19 protein-coding genes and 1 riboswitch are annotated in these 21036 nt (G+C 51.1%); of the genes, 7 read left to right on the top strand and 12 right to left on the bottom strand.

Annotated features, from left to right (window positions below):
• The first annotated feature begins 21 nt into the window (after positions 1 to 21).
• Entirely contained in the window at positions 22 to 1020 is a 999-nt protein-coding gene (locus EPD59_RS03550; protein WP_133271589.1) for an aspartate-semialdehyde dehydrogenase, read from the top strand.
• A 206-nt stretch (positions 1021 to 1226) separates the two neighbouring features.
• Here EPD59_RS03550 and EPD59_RS03545 read toward each other — a convergent pair whose 3' ends face one another.
• The 3 genes from EPD59_RS03545 to dxs all read right to left on the bottom strand — a co-directional run bounded on the left by EPD59_RS03545 (position 1227) and on the right by dxs (position 5853).
• Positions 1227 to 1997 (bottom strand): alpha/beta fold hydrolase, encoded by a 771-nt coding sequence (locus EPD59_RS03545; RefSeq protein WP_133271588.1) that lies wholly within the window; start codon positions 1995 to 1997, stop codon positions 1227 to 1229.
• Between the two features lie 165 nt (positions 1998 to 2162).
• Positions 2163 to 3470 carry a T9SS type A sorting domain-containing protein gene (locus EPD59_RS03540; RefSeq protein ID WP_133271587.1) on the bottom strand — a complete coding sequence of 436 codons (1308 nt, stop codon included), beginning with the start codon at positions 3468 to 3470 and terminating at the stop codon, positions 2163 to 2165.
• Between the two features lie 442 nt (positions 3471 to 3912).
• Positions 3913 to 5853 carry a 1-deoxy-D-xylulose-5-phosphate synthase gene (gene dxs / locus EPD59_RS03535; protein ID WP_133271586.1) on the bottom strand — a complete coding sequence of 647 codons (1941 nt, stop codon included), beginning with the start codon at positions 5851 to 5853 and terminating at the stop codon, positions 3913 to 3915.
• 133 nt (positions 5854 to 5986) lie between these two features.
• On the opposite strand from dxs, the gene EPD59_RS03530 reads away from it, so the two are divergent.
• Positions 5987 to 7201, top strand: coding sequence for a lysylphosphatidylglycerol synthase transmembrane domain-containing protein (locus EPD59_RS03530; RefSeq protein WP_240731604.1), 1215 nt, complete (start codon positions 5987 to 5989; stop codon positions 7199 to 7201).
• 58 nt (positions 7202 to 7259) lie between these two features.
• Here the strand turns inward: EPD59_RS03530 and EPD59_RS03525 are convergent, their stop codons facing one another.
• Positions 7260 to 7673 carry a hypothetical protein gene (locus EPD59_RS03525; RefSeq protein ID WP_133271585.1) on the bottom strand — a complete coding sequence of 138 codons (414 nt, stop codon included), beginning with the start codon at positions 7671 to 7673 and terminating at the stop codon, positions 7260 to 7262.
• A gap of 229 nt (positions 7674 to 7902) precedes the next feature.
• Here EPD59_RS03525 and EPD59_RS03520 point away from each other — a divergent pair, with 229 nt between their 5' ends.
• The 3 genes from EPD59_RS03520 (at position 7903) to EPD59_RS03510 (ending at position 11556) form a co-directional block, all read left to right on the top strand.
• On the top strand, positions 7903 to 8196 hold the full coding sequence (locus tag EPD59_RS03520) for a LysM peptidoglycan-binding domain-containing protein (protein WP_240731603.1): 294 nt from the start codon (positions 7903 to 7905) through the stop codon (positions 8194 to 8196).
• A 187-nt stretch (positions 8197 to 8383) separates the two neighbouring features.
• Positions 8384 to 8498, top strand: a riboswitch (SAM riboswitch).
• 375 nt (positions 8499 to 8873) lie between these two features.
• On the top strand, positions 8874 to 10259 hold the full coding sequence (locus tag EPD59_RS03515; protein ID WP_133274585.1) for an O-acetylhomoserine aminocarboxypropyltransferase/cysteine synthase family protein: 1386 nt from the start codon (positions 8874 to 8876) through the stop codon (positions 10257 to 10259).
• Positions 10260 to 10527: 268 nt separating this feature from the next.
• The gene (locus EPD59_RS03510) at positions 10528 to 11556 is read left to right on the top strand and encodes a homoserine O-acetyltransferase family protein (protein ID WP_133271583.1); all 1029 of its coding nucleotides are present in this window, start codon (positions 10528 to 10530) and stop codon (positions 11554 to 11556) included.
• A gap of 86 nt (positions 11557 to 11642) precedes the next feature.
• On the opposite strand, the gene EPD59_RS03505 is transcribed toward EPD59_RS03510, so the two are convergent.
• The 8 genes from EPD59_RS03505 to EPD59_RS03470 form a co-directional block, all read right to left on the bottom strand.
• Positions 11643 to 13016 carry a murein hydrolase activator EnvC family protein gene (locus tag EPD59_RS03505; protein ID WP_240731602.1) on the bottom strand — a complete coding sequence of 458 codons (1374 nt, stop codon included), beginning with the start codon at positions 13014 to 13016 and terminating at the stop codon, positions 11643 to 11645.
• Entirely contained in the window at positions 13000 to 13767 is a 768-nt protein-coding gene (locus tag EPD59_RS03500) for a DUF4292 domain-containing protein (protein WP_133271582.1), read from the bottom strand. The genes EPD59_RS03505 and EPD59_RS03500 overlap by 17 nt, the downstream gene beginning before the upstream one ends.
• A complete protein-coding gene (locus tag EPD59_RS03495) occupies positions 13760 to 15142 on the bottom strand; it encodes a tetratricopeptide repeat protein (RefSeq protein WP_133271581.1) in 1383 nt (460 codons plus the stop codon). The genes EPD59_RS03500 and EPD59_RS03495 overlap by 8 nt, the downstream gene beginning before the upstream one ends.
• The gene (locus tag EPD59_RS03490) at positions 15073 to 15591 is read right to left on the bottom strand and encodes a tetratricopeptide repeat protein (protein ID WP_133271580.1); all 519 of its coding nucleotides are present in this window, start codon (positions 15589 to 15591) and stop codon (positions 15073 to 15075) included. The genes EPD59_RS03495 and EPD59_RS03490 overlap by 70 nt, the downstream gene beginning before the upstream one ends.
• Positions 15592 to 15715: 124 nt before the next feature.
• Entirely contained in the window at positions 15716 to 16726 is a 1011-nt protein-coding gene (locus tag EPD59_RS03485) for a sugar phosphate nucleotidyltransferase (RefSeq protein WP_133271579.1), read from the bottom strand.
• 107 nt (positions 16727 to 16833) lie between these two features.
• Positions 16834 to 17268 (bottom strand): dUTP diphosphatase, encoded by a 435-nt coding sequence (gene dut, locus EPD59_RS03480; protein ID WP_133271578.1) that lies wholly within the window; start codon positions 17266 to 17268, stop codon positions 16834 to 16836.
• Between the two features lie 145 nt (positions 17269 to 17413).
• The gene (locus EPD59_RS03475) at positions 17414 to 18934 is read right to left on the bottom strand and encodes a lipopolysaccharide biosynthesis protein (protein ID WP_133271577.1); all 1521 of its coding nucleotides are present in this window, start codon (positions 18932 to 18934) and stop codon (positions 17414 to 17416) included.
• Between the two features lie 11 nt (positions 18935 to 18945).
• Positions 18946 to 19734: an enoyl-CoA hydratase/isomerase family protein gene (locus tag EPD59_RS03470; protein ID WP_133271576.1), complete on the bottom strand. Its 789-nt coding sequence runs from the start codon at positions 19732 to 19734 to the stop codon at positions 18946 to 18948.
• A 166-nt stretch (positions 19735 to 19900) separates the two neighbouring features.
• On the opposite strand from EPD59_RS03470, the gene mscL reads away from it, so the two are divergent.
• Together mscL and EPD59_RS03460 are read left to right on the top strand one after the other, a co-directional pair.
• Positions 19901 to 20320 carry a large conductance mechanosensitive channel protein MscL gene (mscL, locus tag EPD59_RS03465; RefSeq protein WP_133271575.1) on the top strand — a complete coding sequence of 140 codons (420 nt, stop codon included), beginning with the start codon at positions 19901 to 19903 and terminating at the stop codon, positions 20318 to 20320.
• Between the two features lie 257 nt (positions 20321 to 20577).
• Positions 20578 to 21018 (top strand): hypothetical protein, encoded by a 441-nt coding sequence (locus EPD59_RS03460; protein ID WP_133271574.1) that lies wholly within the window; start codon positions 20578 to 20580, stop codon positions 21016 to 21018.
• Positions 21019 to 21036: the final 18 nt, after the last annotated feature.

Below are 21036 nucleotides of genomic sequence, written 5' to 3'. Positions count from 1 at the left end.
AGATGTAGAAACCCATTTTTTATGAAAATCGCCGTAGTTGGTGCCACCGGCTTAGTCGGAGGCGAAATGTTGAAAGTGCTGGCCGAGCGCAACTTCCCCGTCACTGAGTTACTCCCCGTAGCTTCCGAAAAGTCGGTAGGCCAGGAGATCGAGTTTCAGGGCAAAAGATATAAGGTAGTGAGTATGGATGCGGCCATTGCCGCCCGTCCCGCAGTGGCTATTTTTTCGGCTGGCGGTGGCGTTTCCAAGGAGCAAGCTCCACGCTTTGCCGAAGTGGGCACTGTCGTTATTGACAACTCTTCCGCCTGGCGCATGGACCTTACCAAGAAGTTGGTCGTCCCCGAAATTAACGCCAAAGAGCTTACTTCAGCCGATAAAATTATCGCTAATCCCAACTGCTCTACTATTCAGATGGTGTTGGCTCTGCACCAATTGCACGAAGCTTTCCAGATCAAGCGCATTGTGGTAAGCACCTACCAAAGCGTAACCGGCACCGGCAAAAAAGCCGTGGATCAGCTCATGGAAGAGCGCGCCGGCCAGGCCGCTTCCAATCCTGCCTACCCCCACCCCATCGATCTGAATGTGCTACCTCACATCGATGTGTTTGAGGACAACGGCTACACCAAAGAGGAGATGAAAATGGTACGCGAAACCAAGAAGATTCTCGGCGACGATACTATTCAGGTAACCGCTACTGCCGTACGCATTCCGGTGATGGGTGGCCACTCAGAGGCAGTAAACGTAGAGTTTGAGCGGGAATTTGACCTTTCCGACGTGTATCGCATCCTGCGCGAAACAGATGGCGTGGAAGTGGTTGACGACGTAGCTCAAAACCAATATCCAATGCCAAAAGACGCTCATGGTAAGGATGCCGTACTAGTTGGCCGCCTGCGCCGCGATGAGTCGCAGCCGCGCACGCTTAATATGTGGGTGGTAGCAGATAACCTGCGTAAAGGCGCTGCTACCAATGCGGTCCAGATTGCGGAGGCAATGATGAAAATGGGATTATTAAGCAGTTAATGCTTTTTTATGCTATGTGCCGCATTTCTGAAAAGATATGCAAGGCGTACTAGTCCCTAGTACACAAGGCTACAACCCTACCGACAAAGCTAATTTGCACATCATGTGGCTAGAGGAAGCACCAAGTAGCCTGCGTGATAAAATGATACCTGATTAATAGGCATTTCTTTGCCTAGAAAAAAGCCCTGCTAGTTTGCTGATTGATCCTAATACGTTCCAAAAATGCCCCCTACGAAGTCTAGCACTGCCCGTCGGGTCGATTGTGGCCGCTCAAAGAACCCAACGTGACCTACTCGCTCTAGAAATAGGGCTGTACTCTCAGGCGGCAGTGCTACCTGCTCCAAAGACGTAGCTAACGGCACGGCCGCATCTTCCTTACCAACTATAAATAGCACTGGAAATGTGGCTTTGCGCAACACCTCCGTACGGTCGGGTCGGTCGCGTATGGCTCGCATACCCCCAATTATACTAGCCTGTGAGGTGGCAGCACCTATTTCTTCCAGCTGGCGCCGGTAGGGCATCATCGTTTCCTCATTGGCATCGGCAAAGAGCGGCCGGATGAATGTTTCCATAAATTTGACTACGCCGTGGCGCTCTACAAAACTGATATTTTTGTCGCGGTTAGCCTTTTTTTCGTCCGTATCGGCCTGCGCGGAGGAATGAAACAGACATAGGCCCGCGACCCGCGCTGGGTACTTCTCGGCAAACGCCAGCGCCACGTACCCACCCATCGAGTGCCCAATTAAAATGGCTCGTTGTGCATCAGCTTCATCCAGTTCACCTTTCACAAACTCCGCCAGCGCCTCCATGGAGTAGTCAGTAGTCCGAGACGAATCGGCGGTACCGTAGCCGGGGAAGTCAGGGGTAATTACTTTGTATTCTGGGGGGCAATTTTGAATGAATTCAGTCCAGATGGTATGGTTTTCGGCAAAACCGTGTAGGTAGATAAGAACGAGCTTTTTATCTGACGTATTCATAGTTACTGATCAATTAAATGAGACGTAAAAGACTATCAAGTTGATGAACAATGAAATACCAGCAAAAAGGCCAGGACCGTATACGGTCCTGGCCTTTTTGCTGGTATTTCATTGTTTCGCTATAAAGCTTACCAGAGGCAGCTATTTACGAAATTGGCTATCCTATTAGTTACCAGCAGTAACTACCTGCCGAATTGTGAACCGCCCTTGTTGCGTTGTGAGACGGAAAAGGTAAACGCCAGTCGGTAGGGAAGGAATTACAACATTGGCATTGTCTGAGGAAATAGCCTGCGAAAACATAGGCTTACCAGTCACATCCAGCACAGAAAAGCGGCTATTTGCGTCCAACTGACTCTGGATGATAAAGCGGCGAGGTGAAGAAGTAGTGACCAGCCAATCAGTTGAGCGCTGAGGAGTACCAAGGGAAATGATAGGTGAATAAGTGGCTTTGCCATCGTAGTCTACCTGCCGGAGACGATAATAAGAGGAGGCCATTAAAGGACTTGCATCGGTATAAGCATAATTTCGAAGCATAGAAGAATTGCCTGCACCCTTCACCTGATCTATTTTCTCAAATGTAATACCATCAGCCGAGCGCTCTACCGAGAAGAAATCGTTATCAATTTCCGTGGCCGTCGTCCATTTCAAATTCACAGCAGCGCCACCCGCCGCCCACTGCCCTACAAAGCGAGTAAGCGTGACTGGAAGTACTGAGATACATGATGGATCATTAGAAATTGCAGCATCATCCTGCGGTGTTTGGTCGGGTGCGCTGGAAGTTGAGCATGGCACTGTTACCCGTTGAACACAGGTAGTTATATTATCCGTAGTGCTAAAGAGAGAAGATGCTCCACCATTATTGTTTTTGAGTTTGCCTGCCACCCGTAGACCAGCAGGAGTGCCAGATACTGGCCCCACAATACCAGGGTTGCCAGTCGCTACATCAATGTCACCAAGCACATTAAGTAGAGAGTTATTTCCCAAATTGATAGTTACCTGATTTCCAGTATATAAGGTACAGTTTACGCGCAATGTTGAATTTACGCCGACATTAACTGTCGCAGCTCTTAAGTCTAATACTCCCACGGTAAGTTGGGGTGATGTACGGAGTGGCGCAGCAGGGGCTAACAAAGTAAGCTTAATATCGCTGCCATTTCCATTTCCCCTAATTGTCAATATTCTGCTGGTATTATCCTGTCTCAATGATCCCGTAGTAGCAATTGTGATAGCACCGGTGATAGAAAGATTACCGTTAAGAGTTATATTATGATTGATTAAAATTATACTGTTGCTGATATTATCTTGTGCGTTGCAGTTCCCAGTTCGGGAAAAAAGGGCTGCATTGAAAGTTGTGCCGTCTTGCAGAAAGAAGTTTCCATCAGCAAGGCTAGTGTAAGTACATTGAGCAAAACTGTTACCACTGGCAAAGGCAGTCAATAACAAGCTGAGAAAGAGGAGTAGATAATGTTTCAAAATGCAAAAGGGTTAGGTAAGAGAGAACAGAATAAAGGAAATTAAAAAGTGAAGAACCGTAGGGCAGCAAACCAAACAATATTTCACCTTGGCAAATTTATAATTAATAGGGATAAAAACAATATACTACTATGTATTATTTTATTATAATTCAAAGGTTGTATTGTTAACATAGCTTGATTGCGACCTTTTGCAAAACATCTTGGTTCACCGTATATGCAACAATAGTATATCACTCACTATAAGTTGTTTATGTGCAATAAAATCAAATATATTAGAAATTATTAATATATAAAACAAAAAATAATATACTACTTTGACGAATGGAATAAGTATAATATACCTAATACCAACAAAGGACGCCATAGAGGCAGCAGCTAGCATGCTACTGCCTCTATGGCGTCCTTTTATCAAAAATTGGGACTTCTCTGCTATTCTTAATTTAAACAGCTAATCGTTCAGCAGAAGCTTTAGCCATTGCCTTACTAGTTAACTCCCGCACAGCATCAGCGATACCCACCGCGTCGAATCCGCACTCTTTATACAACTCGTCCTGCGACCCATGTTCTACCACGCGGTCAGGAATACCAAGGCGCTTCACGGGAACACTGTGACCATGATCAGCCATAAACTCTAGTACAGCAGCCCCGAAGCCACCTTGCAGACAGCCATCCTCTACCGTCACAATAGCTTGGTAGCGGCTGAATATGTCGGCAAGCATTTCTTCGTCTAATGGTTTAGCAAAGCGCATATCATAGTGGCCAGCGGAGATGCCCTCAGCGGCCAGAGCGGTAGTGGCTTTCACTGCGTAGTTGCCGATGTGGCCGAAGCTGAGAATAGCAACTCCCTGTCCTTCGCGCACTACACGACCTGTCCCAACGGTGATCTTCTTGAATGGTGTACGCCAATTAGGCATCACACCCTCACCCCGAGGGTAGCGAATGCTAAAGGGCCCCATATCAGGTTGCTGGGCGGTATACATCAGGTTCCGCAGCTCCTGCTCGTTCATGGGTGCTGAAACTACCATGTTAGGAACGCAACGCATATAAGCAATATCGTAGCACCCGTGGTGCGTAGGGCCATCAGCACCAGCAAAGCCAGCGCGGTCGAGGCAAAACACCACGTTTAGATTCTGCAAAGCCACGTCGTGTACTACCTGATCGTAGGCCCGCTGCATGAAAGACGAGTAGATATTACAGAAGGGTACCAACCCCTGTGTGGCGAGGCCCGCAGAAAATGTGACGGCGTGCTGCTCAGCTATACCTACGTCGAAGGCACGGTCAGGCATGGCCTTCATCATAATATTCAGAGAGCAGCCAGAAGGCATGGCGGGCGTTACGCCCATCACTTTATCATTCTGCTCAGCCAACTCTACGATAGTGTGGCCGAATACATCCTGGTATTTGGGCGGCTGAGGGGTATCGTAGGTTTTCTTATGAATTTCACCCGTGATTTTATCAAACAGGCCGGGAGCATGCCACAGCGTCTGGTCTTTTTCAGCCAGTGCGTAGCCTTTACCTTTAACCGTTACACAATGCAGAATTTTGGGACCTGGAATGCTTTTCAGGTCGCGCAGAATAGTGGTCAAATGCTGCACATCATGACCATCGACGGGGCCAAAGTAGCGGAAGTTAAGCGCCTCAAACAAATTACTTTGCTTAAGCAGCGTTGCCTTCATAGCCTGCTCTACTTTGCGGGCAATTTGTTGAGGATTGGGACCAAACTTGCTGAGCTTACCAAGCACGTTCCAAAGTTCGTCGCGTACTTTGTTATATGTGCGGGAAGTGGTGATATCGGTCAGATACTCTTTGAGCGCGCCCACATTAGGGTCGATGCTCATGCAGTTATCATTAAGAATAACCAACAGGTTGGACTTGGCTACGCCGGCATGATTGAGGGCTTCAAACGCCATACCGGCCGTCATAGCACCATCACCGATGACGGCAATGTGCTGACGATCCTTTTCATTCTTGTATTCAGAAGCCACTGCCATACCCAAAGCAGCACCGATGCTGGTGCTGCTATGGCCTACGCCAAAAGCATCATACTCGCTTTCCTTCCGCTTAGGGAAACCCGACATGCCGCCGTAGCGACGATTGGTAGGGAACTGATTCCGCCGGCCAGTCAAAATTTTGTGGCCGTATGCCTGGTGGCCCACATCCCACACTAGCTGGTCGTAGGGGGTATTGAAGACGTAATGCAGAGCTACTGTTAGCTCAACAACGCCCAACGAGGCACCAAAATGCCCCCCATAGATCGAAACCGAGTCAATAATGAACTGGCGCAGTTCCTGGCTTACTTGGACTAGTTGGTCCTCGCTGAGCTTCTTAAGGTCATCAGGCGAGTCAATGGCCGCCAGCAGTTCACCGGGTTCAACAATCATTTTTTGGAGGGGAAGAAGTAAAATATAGCGCAATAACCTACTAGCAATATAAAAGGTTGGAACCGTCCACGTTTCCTGCCGAAGTTATCAGACAAAGGTACGACTTTTCGTTAGGGTCGGTTGTTGATATAGGTTGCAAGAAGGTCCCCTGGCTTCCACCTATTCCGACATAGACGAGTTCCCATCGTTCGAGGCAATACTTAACTCGTATTTGGTAGGGGTCACTCTCATTATTGCCTACTTTTACCCCACCACCCGTCTTTTGCCCATGCCGCTCACCCAGGACAGTCAGGAAAAGCAACTTCTTGATAAGCTAAAGCCTTCTCGCATCGTTCTGCCGGTCCTTATTGGCTTGAGCGTCGTGGGCTTCATGTTCTGGCGCAGTTACCAGCCTGGCGATTTGGCGCCCTTAGCGAATGCCAAGCTACACTGGCTATTGGTGATGGTGGCCGTGCTGGTGGCCCGCGACTGGGGCTACATTTACCGCATTCGGCATATCTCGGAGAAGGTACTAAGTTGGCGCCAGAGCCTAGATGTGATTATGATCTGGGAATTTGCCTCTTGCGTGCTCCCCTCTGCCGTAGGAGGCACTTCCGTAGCGCCGTTTCTGCTGAACAAAGAAGGTATTTCGCTGGGCAAATCGCTTGCGTACGTAATGGTTACGGCGCTGCTCGACAACGTGTATTATGTTGTAACGGTGCCGCTAGTAGTGTGGCTAGCAGGCGATGCTTTGTACCCACACGAGGCGCTTCAAGGAGGATTTGTAACTACGCTGCAAATAGCCTTTGTACTTAGCTATCTGCTGGTTACGCTGTACTCGGCGGTCATGCTGTATGCACTTTTCATTAATCCGCAGTCAGTGAAACGGTTATTGGTACGTTTATTCTCCCTGAAAGGCTTGCGGCGCTGGCGGGCCAAAGCGTATCAACATGGCAACGAGATGGTATGGGCCTCAGCGCAGCTCCGCGGCAACGCCATCCGGTACTGGGTAGAAGCAGCCCTTTCCACTGCCTTCGTCTGGACGGCTCGCTACTTGGTAATCGGCTGTATTATTGCCGCCTTTGTTGACTTAAGCTGGGGAGAATTTGGGCTGATTTTCAGCCGCAACCTCATCTATAAGGTGGTGCTGCTGGTAGCCATTACACCGGGCGGAGCAGGTATTGCGGAAGGTGCTTTCCCTACTTTTTTCGGCAAGTTTATCGGTACACCTACGATGACCAATTTTGTGGTCCTGCTGTATCGTATTGTTACCTATTATCTCTATCTGGTGCTGGGGGCCATTTTCCTGCCCCGCTGGATAGCGCGGGTTTTCGGCCGAAACCGGGTGAAGGAAATCATGAACTCATAGAACACAAAAAAGCCCCCAGTGCATTGCTGGGGGCTTTTTTGTAATAAAGCGAATTCAATTATTCAGACTCAAGCATCATTTGCTCGCCGTTTACGCCGCGCAACGTGATTTTGTCATCCGTCAAGTTCACCACGTCGAAAGTCATGGATGTGGTGCCACCGTCGGGGGTAAGAGTGATTTTTTTGCCGGGCTGGTCGAAGGTGTACTTGCCTTGCAACGATTGCTGGGGCGACGTCATGTTAAAGTTACCGTTGGCGTAGAAACGTAGTTCGGTATCCTTATCAGCATCAGTTTGGGCCACCTTGTCGCCGCTGGCAGTGGTTTCTTTGTCCGTTTTCCAGACTTTGCTTTCCGTGCCATACAGCATGTTGGTTTCGCCAACTTTGTCTTTCTGGCTACAAGCAGCCGTGAACAGCGTCAACAGCATAATGAGGCTGGCCAAGTAGCGGAAAGGAAGTGCAATGGTTTTCATAGGGAGTGACCTTAGGGTTAACTAAAAATGGAAAGGAGCGGCTTTATCTGGTACAATATTCCAGCAAAGCAATGTTGCGCTTCTTACGCGCCGCGCCGGAAAGAGTTAGCAACAGTGGAGCTTTTTTGACGGCTGCAACTTATTTGCACTAGGGGCGTAAGACGACGTGACAGCATAGCTATCAAGCACATGCGCCTTCCTTTCTCCTTAATCAACCACGACTATGGGAATGTTCGATTTCTTAACCAATAAAGGCGACGAAAAGCCTGCTCAGCCGGCTGCCAATCCCAACCAGAAGGCTAATACAGACTTCTTTGGCAACGCCAACCAGCCCGCTGCTCCTACTGCTGCCCAAGGCACGCAATACACTGTAGTTAGCGGCGATTCACTTTCTAAAATTGCGAAGAAGCACTACGGTGATGCCGCCAAGTGGCATCAGATTTATGACGCCAACAAGTCAACCATCGGTTCAAACCCCGATCATATCGAAGTAGGTCAGGTATTGACCTTACCCCAAGCGTAAGCACACCCTGAGCTAAAGCTAACAAATAAAAAAGCCCCCAGCAAGTTGCTGGGGGCTTTTTTATTTGTTAGCCAGCGAGTTAGCACGGAGTAAAAAATATTGCTGTGCATTTGGCGTTCTCATTTCGAACTGTACATTTGCAGTTACCAGTCCGGTACTTCTCGTTATCGACGAGACAGTTTTTCAGATTTTATACAGAAGCGGCGAGAGAACAGGCTCCCTGACCCGCTGGCAACCTTCATTGTTTTGAAAGGTGCCAATTCCTGCCCGTTCGGCTATGTTGCCCGCGGGAGATATAAGCTGAGTGCCATGAAAAACACTGCTTTTTCCATTTTGCTTCACCCGTCTGCCCCGGTCGCATCGTTGCGCATTGGTTGGTTGGCGGGTTTCCGCGTTTTGGCCCCTGCCATTAGCAGTTGTGAGGCTACGCGAATGTGCTGTTGTTGCGCGTGCTGCTGCTAATCCAGTTTCCGGTTTAGCCCCCTCCCCTTTCCATCATTCCTAAAGGCCGTGTTGCGCCGTGGGCATTCTACCCCACCACGTTAGGTCTTAGTCTGGCTTCGTCTGCTTCGGCTGTGGATCACGTTCAGCGCTCCACCTTCCTGCGGTTCCATATGCCTGATTATCTGCGCTCTGTCATCTCTTTCTACTTCACTCTAACTCTAATCAGCACTAAGATGTCCACACAAAACCTGCACTTCGAAACCCTGCAATTGCACGCTGGTCAGCAACCCGATCCTACTACTGGTTCGCGCGCCGTTCCTATCCATCAGACTACTTCTTACGTGTTTAAGAACGCGGAGCATGGTGCCAATTTGTTTGCCCTCAAGGAGTTCGGCAACATTTATACGCGCCTCATGAACCCTACCACCGATGTATTTGAGCAACGCGTAGCGGCGCTGGAAGGTGGTGTGGCCGCATTGGCAACCAGCTCGGGGCAAGCAGCCCAATTTCTGGCCCTGAACAACATTTTGCAGGCCGGCGACAACTTTGTAAGTACCCAGCACCTCTACGGTGGCACTTACAACCAATTTAAGGTCGCTTTCAAGCGCTTAGGTATCGAAGCCCGCTTTGCCGATGGCGACACGCCTGAAAGCTTCGAGGCCCTGATCGACGACAAGACTAAGGCGCTGTATCTCGAAACGATTGGCAACCCCAGCTTCAGTATTCCCGATTTTGAGCGTATTGCGGCCATTGCTGACAAACACGATCTGCCGCTTATTGTCGATAACACGTTTGGCGCGGGCGGCTACCTGTTTCGCCCCCTAGAGCACGGCGCGCACATCGTAGTAGAATCGGCCACGAAATGGATTGGCGGCCACGGCACCAGCATAGGCGGCGTGATTGTCGACGGCGGTAAGTATGACTTCGGCAATGGCAAGTTTCCGCAGTTTACGGAGCCCTCGGAAGGCTATCACGGCCTGGTTTTCAATGATGTGTTCGGCAAAGGCGGCCCATTTGGCAACATCGCCTTTATCATTCGGGCGCGGGTAGAAGGCCTGCGCGATTTTGGTCCGGCCATCAGTCCTTTCAACTCTTTCCTGCTGCTGCAAGGTCTTGAAACTCTGTCGTTGCGCGTAGATCGGACGGTGGAAAATGCGCAAAAGCTGGCCGAATGGCTAGAGCAGCATCAGCAGGTAGAAGCCGTAAACTATCCGGGTTTGAAAAGCAGCCGCTATAACGCTCTAGCCCAGAAATATCTGAAGCGCGGCGCGGGTGGCGTTCTGACTTTCAGCATTAAAGGCACCAAGGATACGGCCACGCACTTCATCGACAACCTAAAGCTGGTGAGCCATTTGGCTAATGTGGGCGATGCGAAAACGTTGATTATTCAGCCCGCCGCCACTACGCACCAGCAGCTTTCTGATCAGGAGCAAATAGCAGCCGGCGTGACGCCCACCTTGCTGCGCATTTCGCTTGGACTGGAGCATATAGAAGACATCAAAGCTGACTTGCAAAATGCCTTCGACGCGGTAGCGGAAAAAGCCCCCCAGCGTCAGCAAACCGAAGGTGATACAATCCCGGAGCCAGCCATCGAGCATCCCGTAGTACTGGAAGTCTAGCTGTTGCAAGCAGAAGATATTGAGCAAGGCCGTTGCAGCGGCTAGTGCTCCGTTTACAAGTCCTACGGTTTGGCGGGGTGACAAGGCAGAAATGGAAGAAAGATACCGCCTTGCCCATCCTTCAATAGCTCCCGAATCAGCTTACTTATTGGGCAGCCTCACTCGGTTTGGGAGCTATTGAAAATCCGCTTTACTATTTGTCACGAGTCTAACTGCTGTAGTGGCAGCCTCAATGATTCCCTCCAGGCTCTGAATTCGCTAGCCTCGCATGACTGATTATCAGACCTTTATTCTTCCAGCGCCGCTTCAGCTCGAAAGTGGTGCGACTTTGCTTCGGGTGCAGATAGCCTACCAGACCTACGGTACGCTCAATGCCGCCCGCGACAATGTGGTATGGGCGTGTCATGCGCTTACGGCCAACGCCGATGTGCTTAGCTGGTGGCCGGGTTTATTTGGTCATAATTGCCACTTCGATCCGGCAAATCACTTCATTGTATGCGCTAACATCGTGGGCTCTTGTTACGGATCCACCGGCCCGCTTACGCCAACCGAGTCGGGGGAACCACCATACCATACTTTTCCACTGCTTACAGTGCGTGATATGGTAGCGGGGCACGAAGCGTTGCGCCAGCATCTGGGCATAGGTCAGATTCACACGCTGATTGGCGGTTCATTGGGTGGGCAGCAGGCCTTGGAGTGGGCTATTCAGCAACCCACCGTGTTTGAGCATTTGGTTGTGCTGGCTACCAATGCGCAGCACTCGCCCTGGGGTATTGCTTTCAATGAGGCGCAGCGCCTGGCCATCTTCGCCGACCCTACCTATCACTCGGCTACACCGACTGGGGGGCAGTTTGGCTTAAAAGCGGCTCGTGCTGTGGCCCTTCTTAGCTACCGCAGCTACGAGGCCTACGGTAATACGCAGCACGAGCCCGAAGAAGATAAAATTACTGATTTTCGGGCCAGTTCCTATCAACAGTATCAAGGCGACAAGCTGGTGGCGCGCTTCAATGCCTATACCTACGTGGCGCTGTCCAGAGCCATGGACTCGCACAATGTGGGCCGCAGTCGCGGAGGGGTGGCTGCCGCGCTGGGCCGAATACGGGCTCGTACGCTGGTCATCGGCATTACATCGGATGTGTTATTTCCGCTCACGGAGCAGCAGCTTCTAGCCCGCTACATACCTGGTGCTGTTTATGCCGAAATGGATTCTGGTTACGGCCACGATGGCTTTCTGATCGAAACCGCCCAAATCACTCACTTACTCGAACGCTTCTACGTGCAGACGGTTGTGCAGTAATGCGCCTGGGGCATTTACTAGCTACTGGGGGCAAAAACACCAACACACGGCGACTGAGCCAGCAGCTAACCACCCGCTTTCCGGTTCTACTTTTGTCCCAGCCAGCTTTCGGGGTTCAGGTTGGAGCTGTTGCGCCACACCTGAAACTGTAGTTCTGATGTGCCCTCCGAATTGGTGTACACGGTACCAATTGACTGCTTGGCCTGCACTTGGTCACCCTCACTTACCGTTACGCTGCGTAGCTTGGCATACACCGTGAAGTATTCGCCGTGCTGCACCATTACGATGTTATTCATCCCTGCTATACTAGTAACAGTAAGCACTTTACCGGCCGAAACAGCGCGCACTGCTTCTCCGGCGCTCGTCTGAATATCGACGCCACGGTTCTCCACAATTACGTTTTTGAGCACTGGATGCGCGTGGCGCCCGAAGTGTTGAGAGATAAATCCGCGTGCTACAGGCCACAGCATGCGCCCCCTGTTCTCGGCAAATGAAGAGGAAATGCTGGCAATCTCAGGCGTGAGCGTAATGCGGTCGACACGGGTAGCGGCGGCTTCGGCTGCCGGGCTCGTACGAGCTGTGCTACCAGGGCTGCTGCTACCGGCGGCGGCACGCTCGGCTGCCGCTTTGGCGGCTGCTTTGGCCGCCGCTACCCGGGCGGCGCGGGCTATTTCTTCGCGCACGCGTTGCGCAATCAGGTTATCAAGCTTTCTAACGGCTTCCTGACGATTGGCTAGCTCTTGGCGCAGGTTTTCCTCTTGGCGACTTAGCTTCGTAACCACTTGGTCCTGTTGCACCTTCAGAGTACTGAGGTTACGATTCTCCGCCAACTGCGTAGTAAGTAAGCTGCTCTTTTCCTGCTTCTTCTCCGTCAGGCCCGTCAGTTGGCGATTGAGGCGCTGCTGCACGCTCGTAATCTGAGCCGCTTGGGTCTTCCGCACCTCCGAGTATTGCCGAACATAGCGCATGCGCAGCATGAGCTGATTGAACGACTCGGCCGCAAACAAAAACATCAGGCGGTTATAGCTATTCGCCGTTTTGGAAGACGCATAAATTAGCCGAGCATATTCGCTCTTCAGCTGCTCCAGGCTTTGCTGCGTTTGCTGCACCTGGGTTTCCGTCTGCCGCACATCCGACTCAATGTATTTCAGCTCCGAGGAAATATTGCGGATAACGCCCTTCTGTACGTCCAGCTTTTCTTTGAGTGCGTTCAGCTGGCCCAGAGAAGCTTCCTTCTGCTTCTGGGTCTGACTCAGAATGCGGCTGGCTTCCCGAATCCGGCGCAGGTTAGCTAGGCGCTCGCGCTCCAGCTGTGCTTTCGACTTGGTGGTGCTTTTCCGGGCAGGGGCTTTGCGCGTAGCCGTGCTTTTACTGCGCTGCTGAGCCACTGATGGAGCTACTTGCGCTACCATTAATACGATCAGCCACCAGCATAGCCAGCGCTTACTTTTTGCGTACATAGCCCGAAGGTACCGAGAACGGGAAATCTAGCCGCTCGGTGTCCACGTCCACGTTGCGGTAATTAATAGCAGCCGATGACTTGTTCTGACCGTTGGCCTGCTGCACCTGAAGCACCGTACTATGAGCAAAACTCTGATTAGTAGGGGTTAGCGCACGAAAGTCAGAGTAGTCAACCAACAGATTATTTTTGCTGGCTTCATCACGCACGCTAAGCTTTTGGAGTTTACCCAAGCTCATTCCAATAAGCTGCTCAATAAATAAGCTGGCTTGGTTGTATTGTATGCGCTGCATAGCTCCCTCCGTCGTTATTGTGGGCTCAGTTCCATTGGTGGCAGGAAGGTAGTTGCCAAGCAGCAAAGCCTGCACCTGTGCAAAGGAAACCGGTACATTAAGCTGACGACTCAAGTAGGCAAAATCACCGACGTAATATTCTCGCTGCAATTTATTAAGTACCCGCACTGAGTCTTGAGTAATGGAAGCGCGCACGCCCTCAAAGCCTGCTACCGATACTGATATCCAAATAACACTGTCGCGACGGATCCGTAGCGTCAGGTTCGCATTGGGGAGCTTATTACCATTCTGCTCAATCTGCGCTTTGCCTTTGGCCGAGAGATATCGAAACTCTACGTTATTGGCCCGAACTGCATTGCTAGTCGGTGGTATGACGGTTTTGGTGGGAACTGCCTTGCGGGCGCAGCTTCCCAGCGTAATAGTAGCGACTAGAAAAAGCAGCAAAAAGCGGTTACTCATACAATTTTTGGTCTTTGATCTTGCGGACGATGAACGCTGATGCGCCGCCGGCCTTCTGGGCACGTTGCCACTGAGTCACGGCCTTGTCTTTTTCGCCCAGTTGAAATAACACATCACCATAATGCTCGATCACAGTGGCATCGGTGGTCGATTTTAGGGCTTTTTCTAGCGCTTGCTTGGCCCCTTGATAGTCTTTGAGTTTGTATAATACCCAGGCGTAGGTATCCAGATAGGTGTCGTTATCGGGAAACTGCTTGACTAGTTTGCCTGACATTTCCTTCGCCTTGTCCAGCTTTTCGCCTCTCAACGATAAATAATAGCTGTAATTGTTCAGCGCCTGCGCATTGTTAGCATCAAAGCTCAATGCTGCCTCATACGCGGCATCCGACTTGGCGTATTCCTTCAGCTCGTGGTAAGCATCGCCCAGCTGCGTGTCAAATTGCGACAGCAGCTCAGGGTTGTCGGTAGCTAGTTTCCGGCCGTATTCCAGCGACTTCACGCCTTTTACGGGCTTCTTGTCCAAAATATGAGCTACCCCATTGTAAAACCACATAGCGGCTTGGTTGGGAAACAATTCTAGGGCACGCTCGGTGTGACGCAACAATGAATCCGTTTGGTTTAGCTCTGCATCAATCAGCACGACTTGCTGCCAGAGCAGAAACTTGGAATCATCGAGTTGGATGGCCTGCAAATAAGCCTCCCGCCCAGCGGCCTTATGGCCCGTAATGGTCTGTAAATCGCCAGCTACTGAAAACGCTTTGGCCTCCTTGGGGTGAACTTTGGTAGTAATAACCGCCAAATCAAGGGCTGTTTGTTCAATTGCTGGGTTGGGTAGCTGCTTGATATAATCGACCAGGATGCGCACCTTATCATCAATGTCCAGCGCTGGACTGGCAAAGGCCAATTTGATCTGCTTGGCCGATTCCACTGCGTTGCCTTGTATGCGGTATATATCGGCCAGAATCATGCGGGCCTGCGGATTATCGGGGTCCTGCCTCAGAGCCTGCTCACTTAACCGAATGGCATCGGGCATCCGGTTATTGGAAGCATACATCTCCGCCTGTGCTAACACGTAGCGCACTTCCTCCGGGTTGGCTTTTATCAGAGCCTCCCCTTCCTGGAGAGCTTTTTCCAGATTGTTCTGCTTGAGATAAATCTGCTGCTTTTTGAAAGAAACCTCGTCCAGGGGGCCAAATTTCTTCTCCGCTTGCTCAAAGGTAGCCAGCGCCTCATTCAACTTGCCCTGCGCCATATACAAGTCAGCCAGATTGAACAGGTAGTAGTCGGAATCTGGTACTTCCTTAATTAGGCTGGTATAAACCTGTGTAGCCTTGTCGAACTGCTTCTGCGAAGTATAAACCTGCGCCAGCAACAAGTAGTAATAGGCATTCTGGGGGCATATTTGACGGCGGCCTGCGCAAAGTTGGTCGCGTCTTTCAGGTTCCCGCTCAGCAGGTTGGTTTCGGCTATTTTATAATTAATAGCCGCGTTGGTGGGGTTGAGCGCATACGCTTTCAGCAGGCGCTCCAGCGCTTTGTTGTAGTCTTCCAGCAGCACATACTTCACTCCGTCCACGAAGTAAGACTCACTCATATCCCGGTCGCGGTCCGACAAGTTAGCGCCTACCCGGAGCTGGGCGGCCTCTACTTCGGCACGGCGGCTAAGCTCTTTTTTCTCTCGCCGACTAAGCTTGCGTGGCTTATCCGGTTTTTCAGACTTTTTACTAGGCGCATCCGCTTTGGCAGGCGCAGATTGCTGCGCCCACGCCGGAACGGCAAACAGTAGGCTGATCAGCAGAAAAACAAAGGCAGAAATACGACTCATGGACGCAGGAGCGCGGACTGACAATCCGCTGTTCAGAAGGTACTAAAACGAAGCAGGCTTCGCACTAAACAAATCAGCGGAATATGAGTCCGCGCTACTGCTAACGTCCGAGAGGCGAAAAATGTCACACACGCAGTGTGTTATAGTCGCCAAGGCTCAAATCATGGGGTACACCGGTGACGGTAGCGTGATTACCAATCATAGAATTGGTCACATTGGTGTTCAATACTGTGGCCGATTCCTGCACTATTGAGTTAGAAACAACGGCCTGACGCACATTCGAATTGTTGCCCAACGATACATGCGGGCCAACCACTGAATCAGTAATTTTCACATTCTCACCAATATACACTGGCGGAATGACAATAGAATTGGTGAGTGTAGCTGATGCAGATACTAAGTTTTCGCCGCGCTCCTGCAGATACTCCAGATAGCGCTGGTTGGTAAACACCGTGGCGTCCTTATTGCCGCAATCGAGCCACTCAGTTACGCGGCCAGGCACAAACGTGGTGCCCTTGTTCTTCATATTTTCGAGGGCATTGGTTAATTGATATTCCCCTTTGTCCTTGATATCATTGTCGAGCAAATACTGTAGCTCATCGCGCAGATAGTCGCCGTCTTGGAAGTAGTAGATGCCAATAATGGCTAGGTCTGATACAAACTCAGTGGGCTTTTCTACGAAGTCCGTGATCTGCCCCTGATCGTCCAGTTTTACCACGCCGAAAGGCTTGGGATCATCGACGCGCTGCACCCAGATGGTGCCCGCAGCGGAGCTATCGAGGGTAAAGTCAGCCTTAAATAGCGTGTCGGCAAAAGCCACCACCAATGGTCCGCTGAGTGAATCTTTGGCGCACAGAATGGCGTGAGCGGTGCCCAGCGGCTCATCCTGATAATAAATAGACCCTTTGGCCCCCACTGACTCAGCGATTTTAACCAGACTTTTCTCAACCGTCTCACCAAAGCGCCCGATGATAAATGCCACCTCGTCAACTTGCTCCCCACACACTTTCGCTATGTCCTCCACGAGGCGCTGTACGATGGGCTTGCCTGCAATCGGAATGAGAGGCTTCGGAACGGTGAGAGTGTGGGGGCGCATGCGCTTGCCCATGCCGGCCATCGGGACGATGATTTTCATGAAGTAGGGAGTTTGTGGTTGCTGGTTTGAGTTGATCGGAATGTATACTAACTGAAATACTGTAGTTGGGTTGCTTCTATAGGTTGTTAACGTTCGTGCCGTTCGTTCTAATGGACGCCAGTGCTACCGTAGCCACCTGTTCCGCGCGTGGTTTCGCTTAGCGTATCGGCTTCCTGCCAAATGGCAGTTTCGTGGCGGGCTACCACTAATTGCGCAATGCGTTCGCCGTCTTGTACCACAAACTCCTCATCTGAGAGGTTAACCAGCAACACTTTCAGCTCACCGCGGTAGTCAGCATCGATGGTACCTGGACTATTGACGATGCCAATACCGTGTTTGAACGCCAGGCCACTGCGGGGCCGCACCTGCACCTCGTAGCCCACCGGAATTTCCATGAAAAGCCCCGTTGGAATGAGCGCACGCTGCAAGGGGCGCAGGGTAATGGGTTCTGAGAGATAAGCGCGCACGTCCATACCCGCAGCATGAGCAGTCTGATAGGCTGGTAGCGGGTGCGTAGAGCGATTAATAACAGGAATCAGCATGCGACAAATATAGACCGAACGGCAGATTGAATGATTACTAGGGAATAAGTGACAGGCAAACGAATATAAGGTGCTCGCTATTAAAAGTGAAGTCTGAGAGTCAGGGTTGCGCCTGGGGGGCTTTTTCTGATTTCTGGATGTTGCGCTACGCCTGCTTAACCTGGGGTCGGGGCTTACTACGCGTCAGGTCGGCGCGCTCTACTAAGAAAATGCCCCCCACAAAGCTTAGGCACACCAACAAATGAAAAGCGTGTCGTAGCCAGTAGTTTTCAATGTTGATAAACCACGTAGCGGCAACCAACCCAACAGCCACTAGTAGCCACACGCTGATACGGAGCACCGGATAAGGAATCGGAAAGTAGCGGTTGCCCAGCCACCAGCAGATAGCGGCCATCATAAAGTAGCAAGCCAGCGTGGCAAGGGCACTGCCCATATAACCCAGTATCGGAATGAGGAGCAGGTTGAGCACAACAGTGAGTATGGCCCCACCAACGCTGATATAGGTACCGAAGTAGGTTCTATCGGTGAGCTTAAACCAGACGGATAAGTTATAATACACTCCCAGAAACAAGTTCGCCAGCAGCAAAACTGGCACTACTGCTAAGCCCGTTCGGTACTCAGGACTGCGCAGTAATAAGCCAAAGTCTTCGATAAAGACGCTGATAACCACGAAAATAACGGCGCAGCAGAGCGTAAACCACTTTAGAACAACAGCAAACGTAGCCGGTGAATTCTTATCCGCAGCCTGAGAAAAAAAGAAAGGCTCGGCTGCGTATCGGAAAGCTTGAATAACCAATGACATAAAGATGGCCAGCTTATAGCAAGCGCCATAAATCCCCACGGCGGTCAGGTTGCTTTGGCCAGGATAAAAGCCTTCGGGGAGCCAGTATTTGAGCAGAATTCGGTCAATTACCTCGTTTACCATACCAGCCAAACCCATCAGCATAAGCGGGTAGGCATATTGCAGCATGGGCCGCAACGGCGCCAGATTCAGGCGGAAGCGGAAGTCTAGCAGCTCACGCCAGAGCAGGGGAACGTACAAGGCGTTGGCTATCAAGTTGATTAAAAAGATATACCCTACTCCCAGCTCAGGATTGTAAATGCGCTCCACCAAAGGTCGTAGCTCAGGAAGCATGCGCCCTTCGTACACATCGCGGCAGAGAACGATAAAAAACAGCGACAAGCCCACATTCACCAAGGTATTAGTGAAGCGAATGGCAGCAAATTTTTTGGCTTTGTTTTCCAGCCGCAGACGGGCAAATGGCACAGCCACAATTGCATCGAGGCCCAGCACCAAGGCAAGCCACACGATATAAGTGGCGCGGTCGGGGTAGCGGAGCGCGTCGGCTAACGGCCCTGATAGTAGCACCAGAAATCCGCTGAGCAACAGGCTACTAACAAGTAGCATGCTCATCACTTGGCTATACAAGTGGCGGCGGTCGGTGCCCGGACGATTGGCGAAACGGAAATACGCCGTTTCCATACCGTAGGTGAATACGATATTCAGGAAAGCCACATAGGCATACAGATCCGTAACAATACCGTACTCACCGGGTACAAATCGAGCGGTGTACAGCGGCACCAGAGCGAACGTAAGCGCCCGCCCCAATATGCTGCTCAGGCCGTACACAGCCGTTTGGCTGGCCAGCTTTTTGGCGACGCTCATGCTAGCTTAACTTAATTTCCCGTAAAAGCGGCTGGGCGCTTATCGAGGAAAGCGCTAGTGCCCTCACGGAAGTCGTCGGAGCCGCAGCACCGGCTGAAGGAGTTGGCCTCTGTCTGATAGCCGTGGCGCTCGGAGTCGTAAAAAGCATTCACGCAGTCGATGACCAAGCCTACCGCTAAAGGAGCTTTGCTGAGGATACGCGTGAGTAGTTGCTGGCAAAAAGTCAATAGCTCGGCCTGCGGCACCACATGATTTACCAAACCAAAGCGCAGGGCTTCATCAGCTTTAATAGGGTCGCCGGTGAGCATCATTTCCAGGGCCTTTCCTTTACCTACCAACTGGGCAAGGCGTTGCGTGCCGCCGTAGCCCGGAATTAAGCCTAGGTTCACCTCAGGCTGGCCAAAACGAGCATTCTCGCTCGCAACCCGCAGGTGGCAGGCCATAGCTAGCTCAGCACCGCCACCCAAAGCAAAGCCATTGACGGCGGCAATAACGGGCTTCGTACTGTCCTCAATCAGAGCAAAAGCATCTTGCCCCTGCTCAGCGAAGCGACGACCACTAATCTCATTTAGCCCCGCCAACTCAGCAATATCAGCGCCTGCCACAAATGCCTTTTCGCCACTACCCGTCAGAATGATTCCGCGCACCTGCTCATCATCAAGAGCCTGCTGCATCGCGCCATGAATATCGCTGATGGTGGCACTATTCAAAGCGTTGAGTTTGGTGGGCCTGTTTAGGGTAATGGTCAGAATACCCGAGGCGACATCGAGGTCGAGAAGTAGGTTGTCGAAAGTAGTCATGGTGGTGAAGCGGGGCAAAACGGAAAGGCCGCAAAGATAAAGCAAAACCGCTGGGGGCCTATTTTCTGGTATCGGACACTATTATGTCTGCTGACAGGAACTGTCGAGCTGATTTAAGTAAATACTTATATATTTATTCAAATTTTTCTCACTTAACTATTCATCTATGAGCGTAATTTCTGAATTCAAGGAATTTATAGCCAAAGGAAATGTACTCGACCTGGCTGTAGGCGTCATTATCGGCGCGGCTTTCGGCAAAATTGTCACTTCTTTAACGGAAGACATTCTCATGCCTATACTGGGGTTGGCTACGGGCGGCGTCGACTTCAAAAACTGGTTTGTAGCGCTTGATGGCAAGTCGTACGCTACCATTGAAGCCGCGAAGGAAGCAGGTGCCGCGACGCTGAACTTTGGATTGTTTTTGAACGCAGTCATTTACTTCTTCATTATTGCCTTCTGCGTTTTCTTGATTGTGCGCGTTGCGAATCGGTTCCGTCAGCCCACGGAGGTGGTAGCCGTAGAACCTGGCCCAACAAAAGATCAAGCGCTGCTCATGGAAATTCGCGACTCCTTGCGTCGTTCCTAATCCAGACTACTCATCGTGGTACGAAAAAGCCCCCCAGTGCAGAGACAATCTTATGCTGGGGGCTTTTTCGTACCACAGTTTTGTACGGCAACTTTTGCTGCTTGGAGAAACTCAACTAATGCAAAGAAAATCAGGTTAGTAGCTTCGCTTACAAGTTTCTGGCGTTTGAAACTAACTTTACACAGCCCCCGTTGCCGGGTCGGGTACGAAAGTTGCCCATCGGTCGTTTAGTAGCTATTCTTCTCTTACCTTTTTGCATGAAAAACTTCCTGGCTGGCGCAGTGCTGGCACTTTCCGGTCTGCTCATTGCGCCTGCTTACGCTCAGGTTACTCCCCCGGCACCCGATCAGGAGGCCGGAGCAAAGCCTCGTAAGCAGAAATCGAAGGACGAGTCAGCTGACGTAGCGCGCATGCAGCGCCGCATGAATATGAATCCCGATGACGCGAAGCGTGATCAGCAACTGGAGATTTTGGAGGCCCGCTCCGGAGGCAGCACAGCTAACACCAGCTTCGGCCGCGGCACTGGTCCGGCTCGTCAGTATGACAAAGGTACGGGTGGCTTCACGGTCAAGAAATTCAAAGACAAGCGCATTGGAACGGCCAAGCAAAAGCGCGGCCTGTCGCGGGCCGCGCCCGGTATCGACCCCAAAGGCAAGCCGCTAAAACATAAGAAGCGCAAGGGATTCCTGTTTTTCTAGCCTTTTTAGCTTTGATCT

The organism is Hymenobacter radiodurans, from assembly GCF_004355185.1.
GTDB classification, from domain to species: Bacteria; Bacteroidota; Bacteroidia; order Cytophagales; family Hymenobacteraceae; genus Hymenobacter; species Hymenobacter radiodurans.
This window is presented reverse-complemented; position numbering and strand designations above follow the sequence as displayed.

Excerpts from the sequence above, each read along its gene's own strand:
- EPD59_RS03545 (WP_133271588.1), bottom strand. The coding sequence starts at position 1,997 with ATGAATACGTCAGATAAAAAGCTCGTTCTTATCTACCTACACGGTTTT.
- dut (WP_133271578.1), bottom strand. The coding sequence starts at position 17,268 with ATGCTGATTCCTGTTATTAATCGCTCTACGCACCCGCTACCAGCCTAT.
- EPD59_RS03485 (WP_133271579.1), bottom strand. The coding sequence starts at position 16,726 with ATGAAAATCATCGTCCCGATGGCCGGCATGGGCAAGCGCATGCGCCCC.
- EPD59_RS03505 (WP_240731602.1), bottom strand. The coding sequence starts at position 13,016 with ATGTACGCAAAAAGTAAGCGCTGGCTATGCTGGTGGCTGATCGTATTA.
- EPD59_RS03515 (WP_133274585.1), top strand. The coding sequence starts at position 8,874 with ATGTCCACACAAAACCTGCACTTCGAAACCCTGCAATTGCACGCTGGT.
- EPD59_RS03500 (WP_133271582.1), bottom strand. The coding sequence starts at position 13,767 with ATGAGTAACCGCTTTTTGCTGCTTTTTCTAGTCGCTACTATTACGCTG.
- EPD59_RS03475 (WP_133271577.1), bottom strand. The coding sequence starts at position 18,934 with ATGAGCGTCGCCAAAAAGCTGGCCAGCCAAACGGCTGTGTACGGCCTG.
- EPD59_RS03460 (WP_133271574.1), top strand. The coding sequence starts at position 20,578 with ATGAAAAACTTCCTGGCTGGCGCAGTGCTGGCACTTTCCGGTCTGCTC.
- EPD59_RS03470 (WP_133271576.1), bottom strand. The coding sequence starts at position 19,734 with ATGACTACTTTCGACAACCTACTTCTCGACCTCGATGTCGCCTCGGGT.
- EPD59_RS03525 (WP_133271585.1), bottom strand. The coding sequence starts at position 7,673 with ATGAAAACCATTGCACTTCCTTTCCGCTACTTGGCCAGCCTCATTATG.
- mscL (WP_133271575.1), top strand. The coding sequence starts at position 19,901 with ATGAGCGTAATTTCTGAATTCAAGGAATTTATAGCCAAAGGAAATGTA.
- dxs (WP_133271586.1), bottom strand. The coding sequence starts at position 5,853 with ATGATTGTTGAACCCGGTGAACTGCTGGCGGCCATTGACTCGCCTGAT.
- EPD59_RS03510 (WP_133271583.1), top strand. The coding sequence starts at position 10,528 with ATGACTGATTATCAGACCTTTATTCTTCCAGCGCCGCTTCAGCTCGAA.
- EPD59_RS03550 (WP_133271589.1), top strand. The coding sequence starts at position 22 with ATGAAAATCGCCGTAGTTGGTGCCACCGGCTTAGTCGGAGGCGAAATG.
- EPD59_RS03490 (WP_133271580.1), bottom strand. The coding sequence starts at position 15,591 with ATGAGTCGTATTTCTGCCTTTGTTTTTCTGCTGATCAGCCTACTGTTT.
- EPD59_RS03520 (WP_240731603.1), top strand. The coding sequence starts at position 7,903 with ATGTTCGATTTCTTAACCAATAAAGGCGACGAAAAGCCTGCTCAGCCG.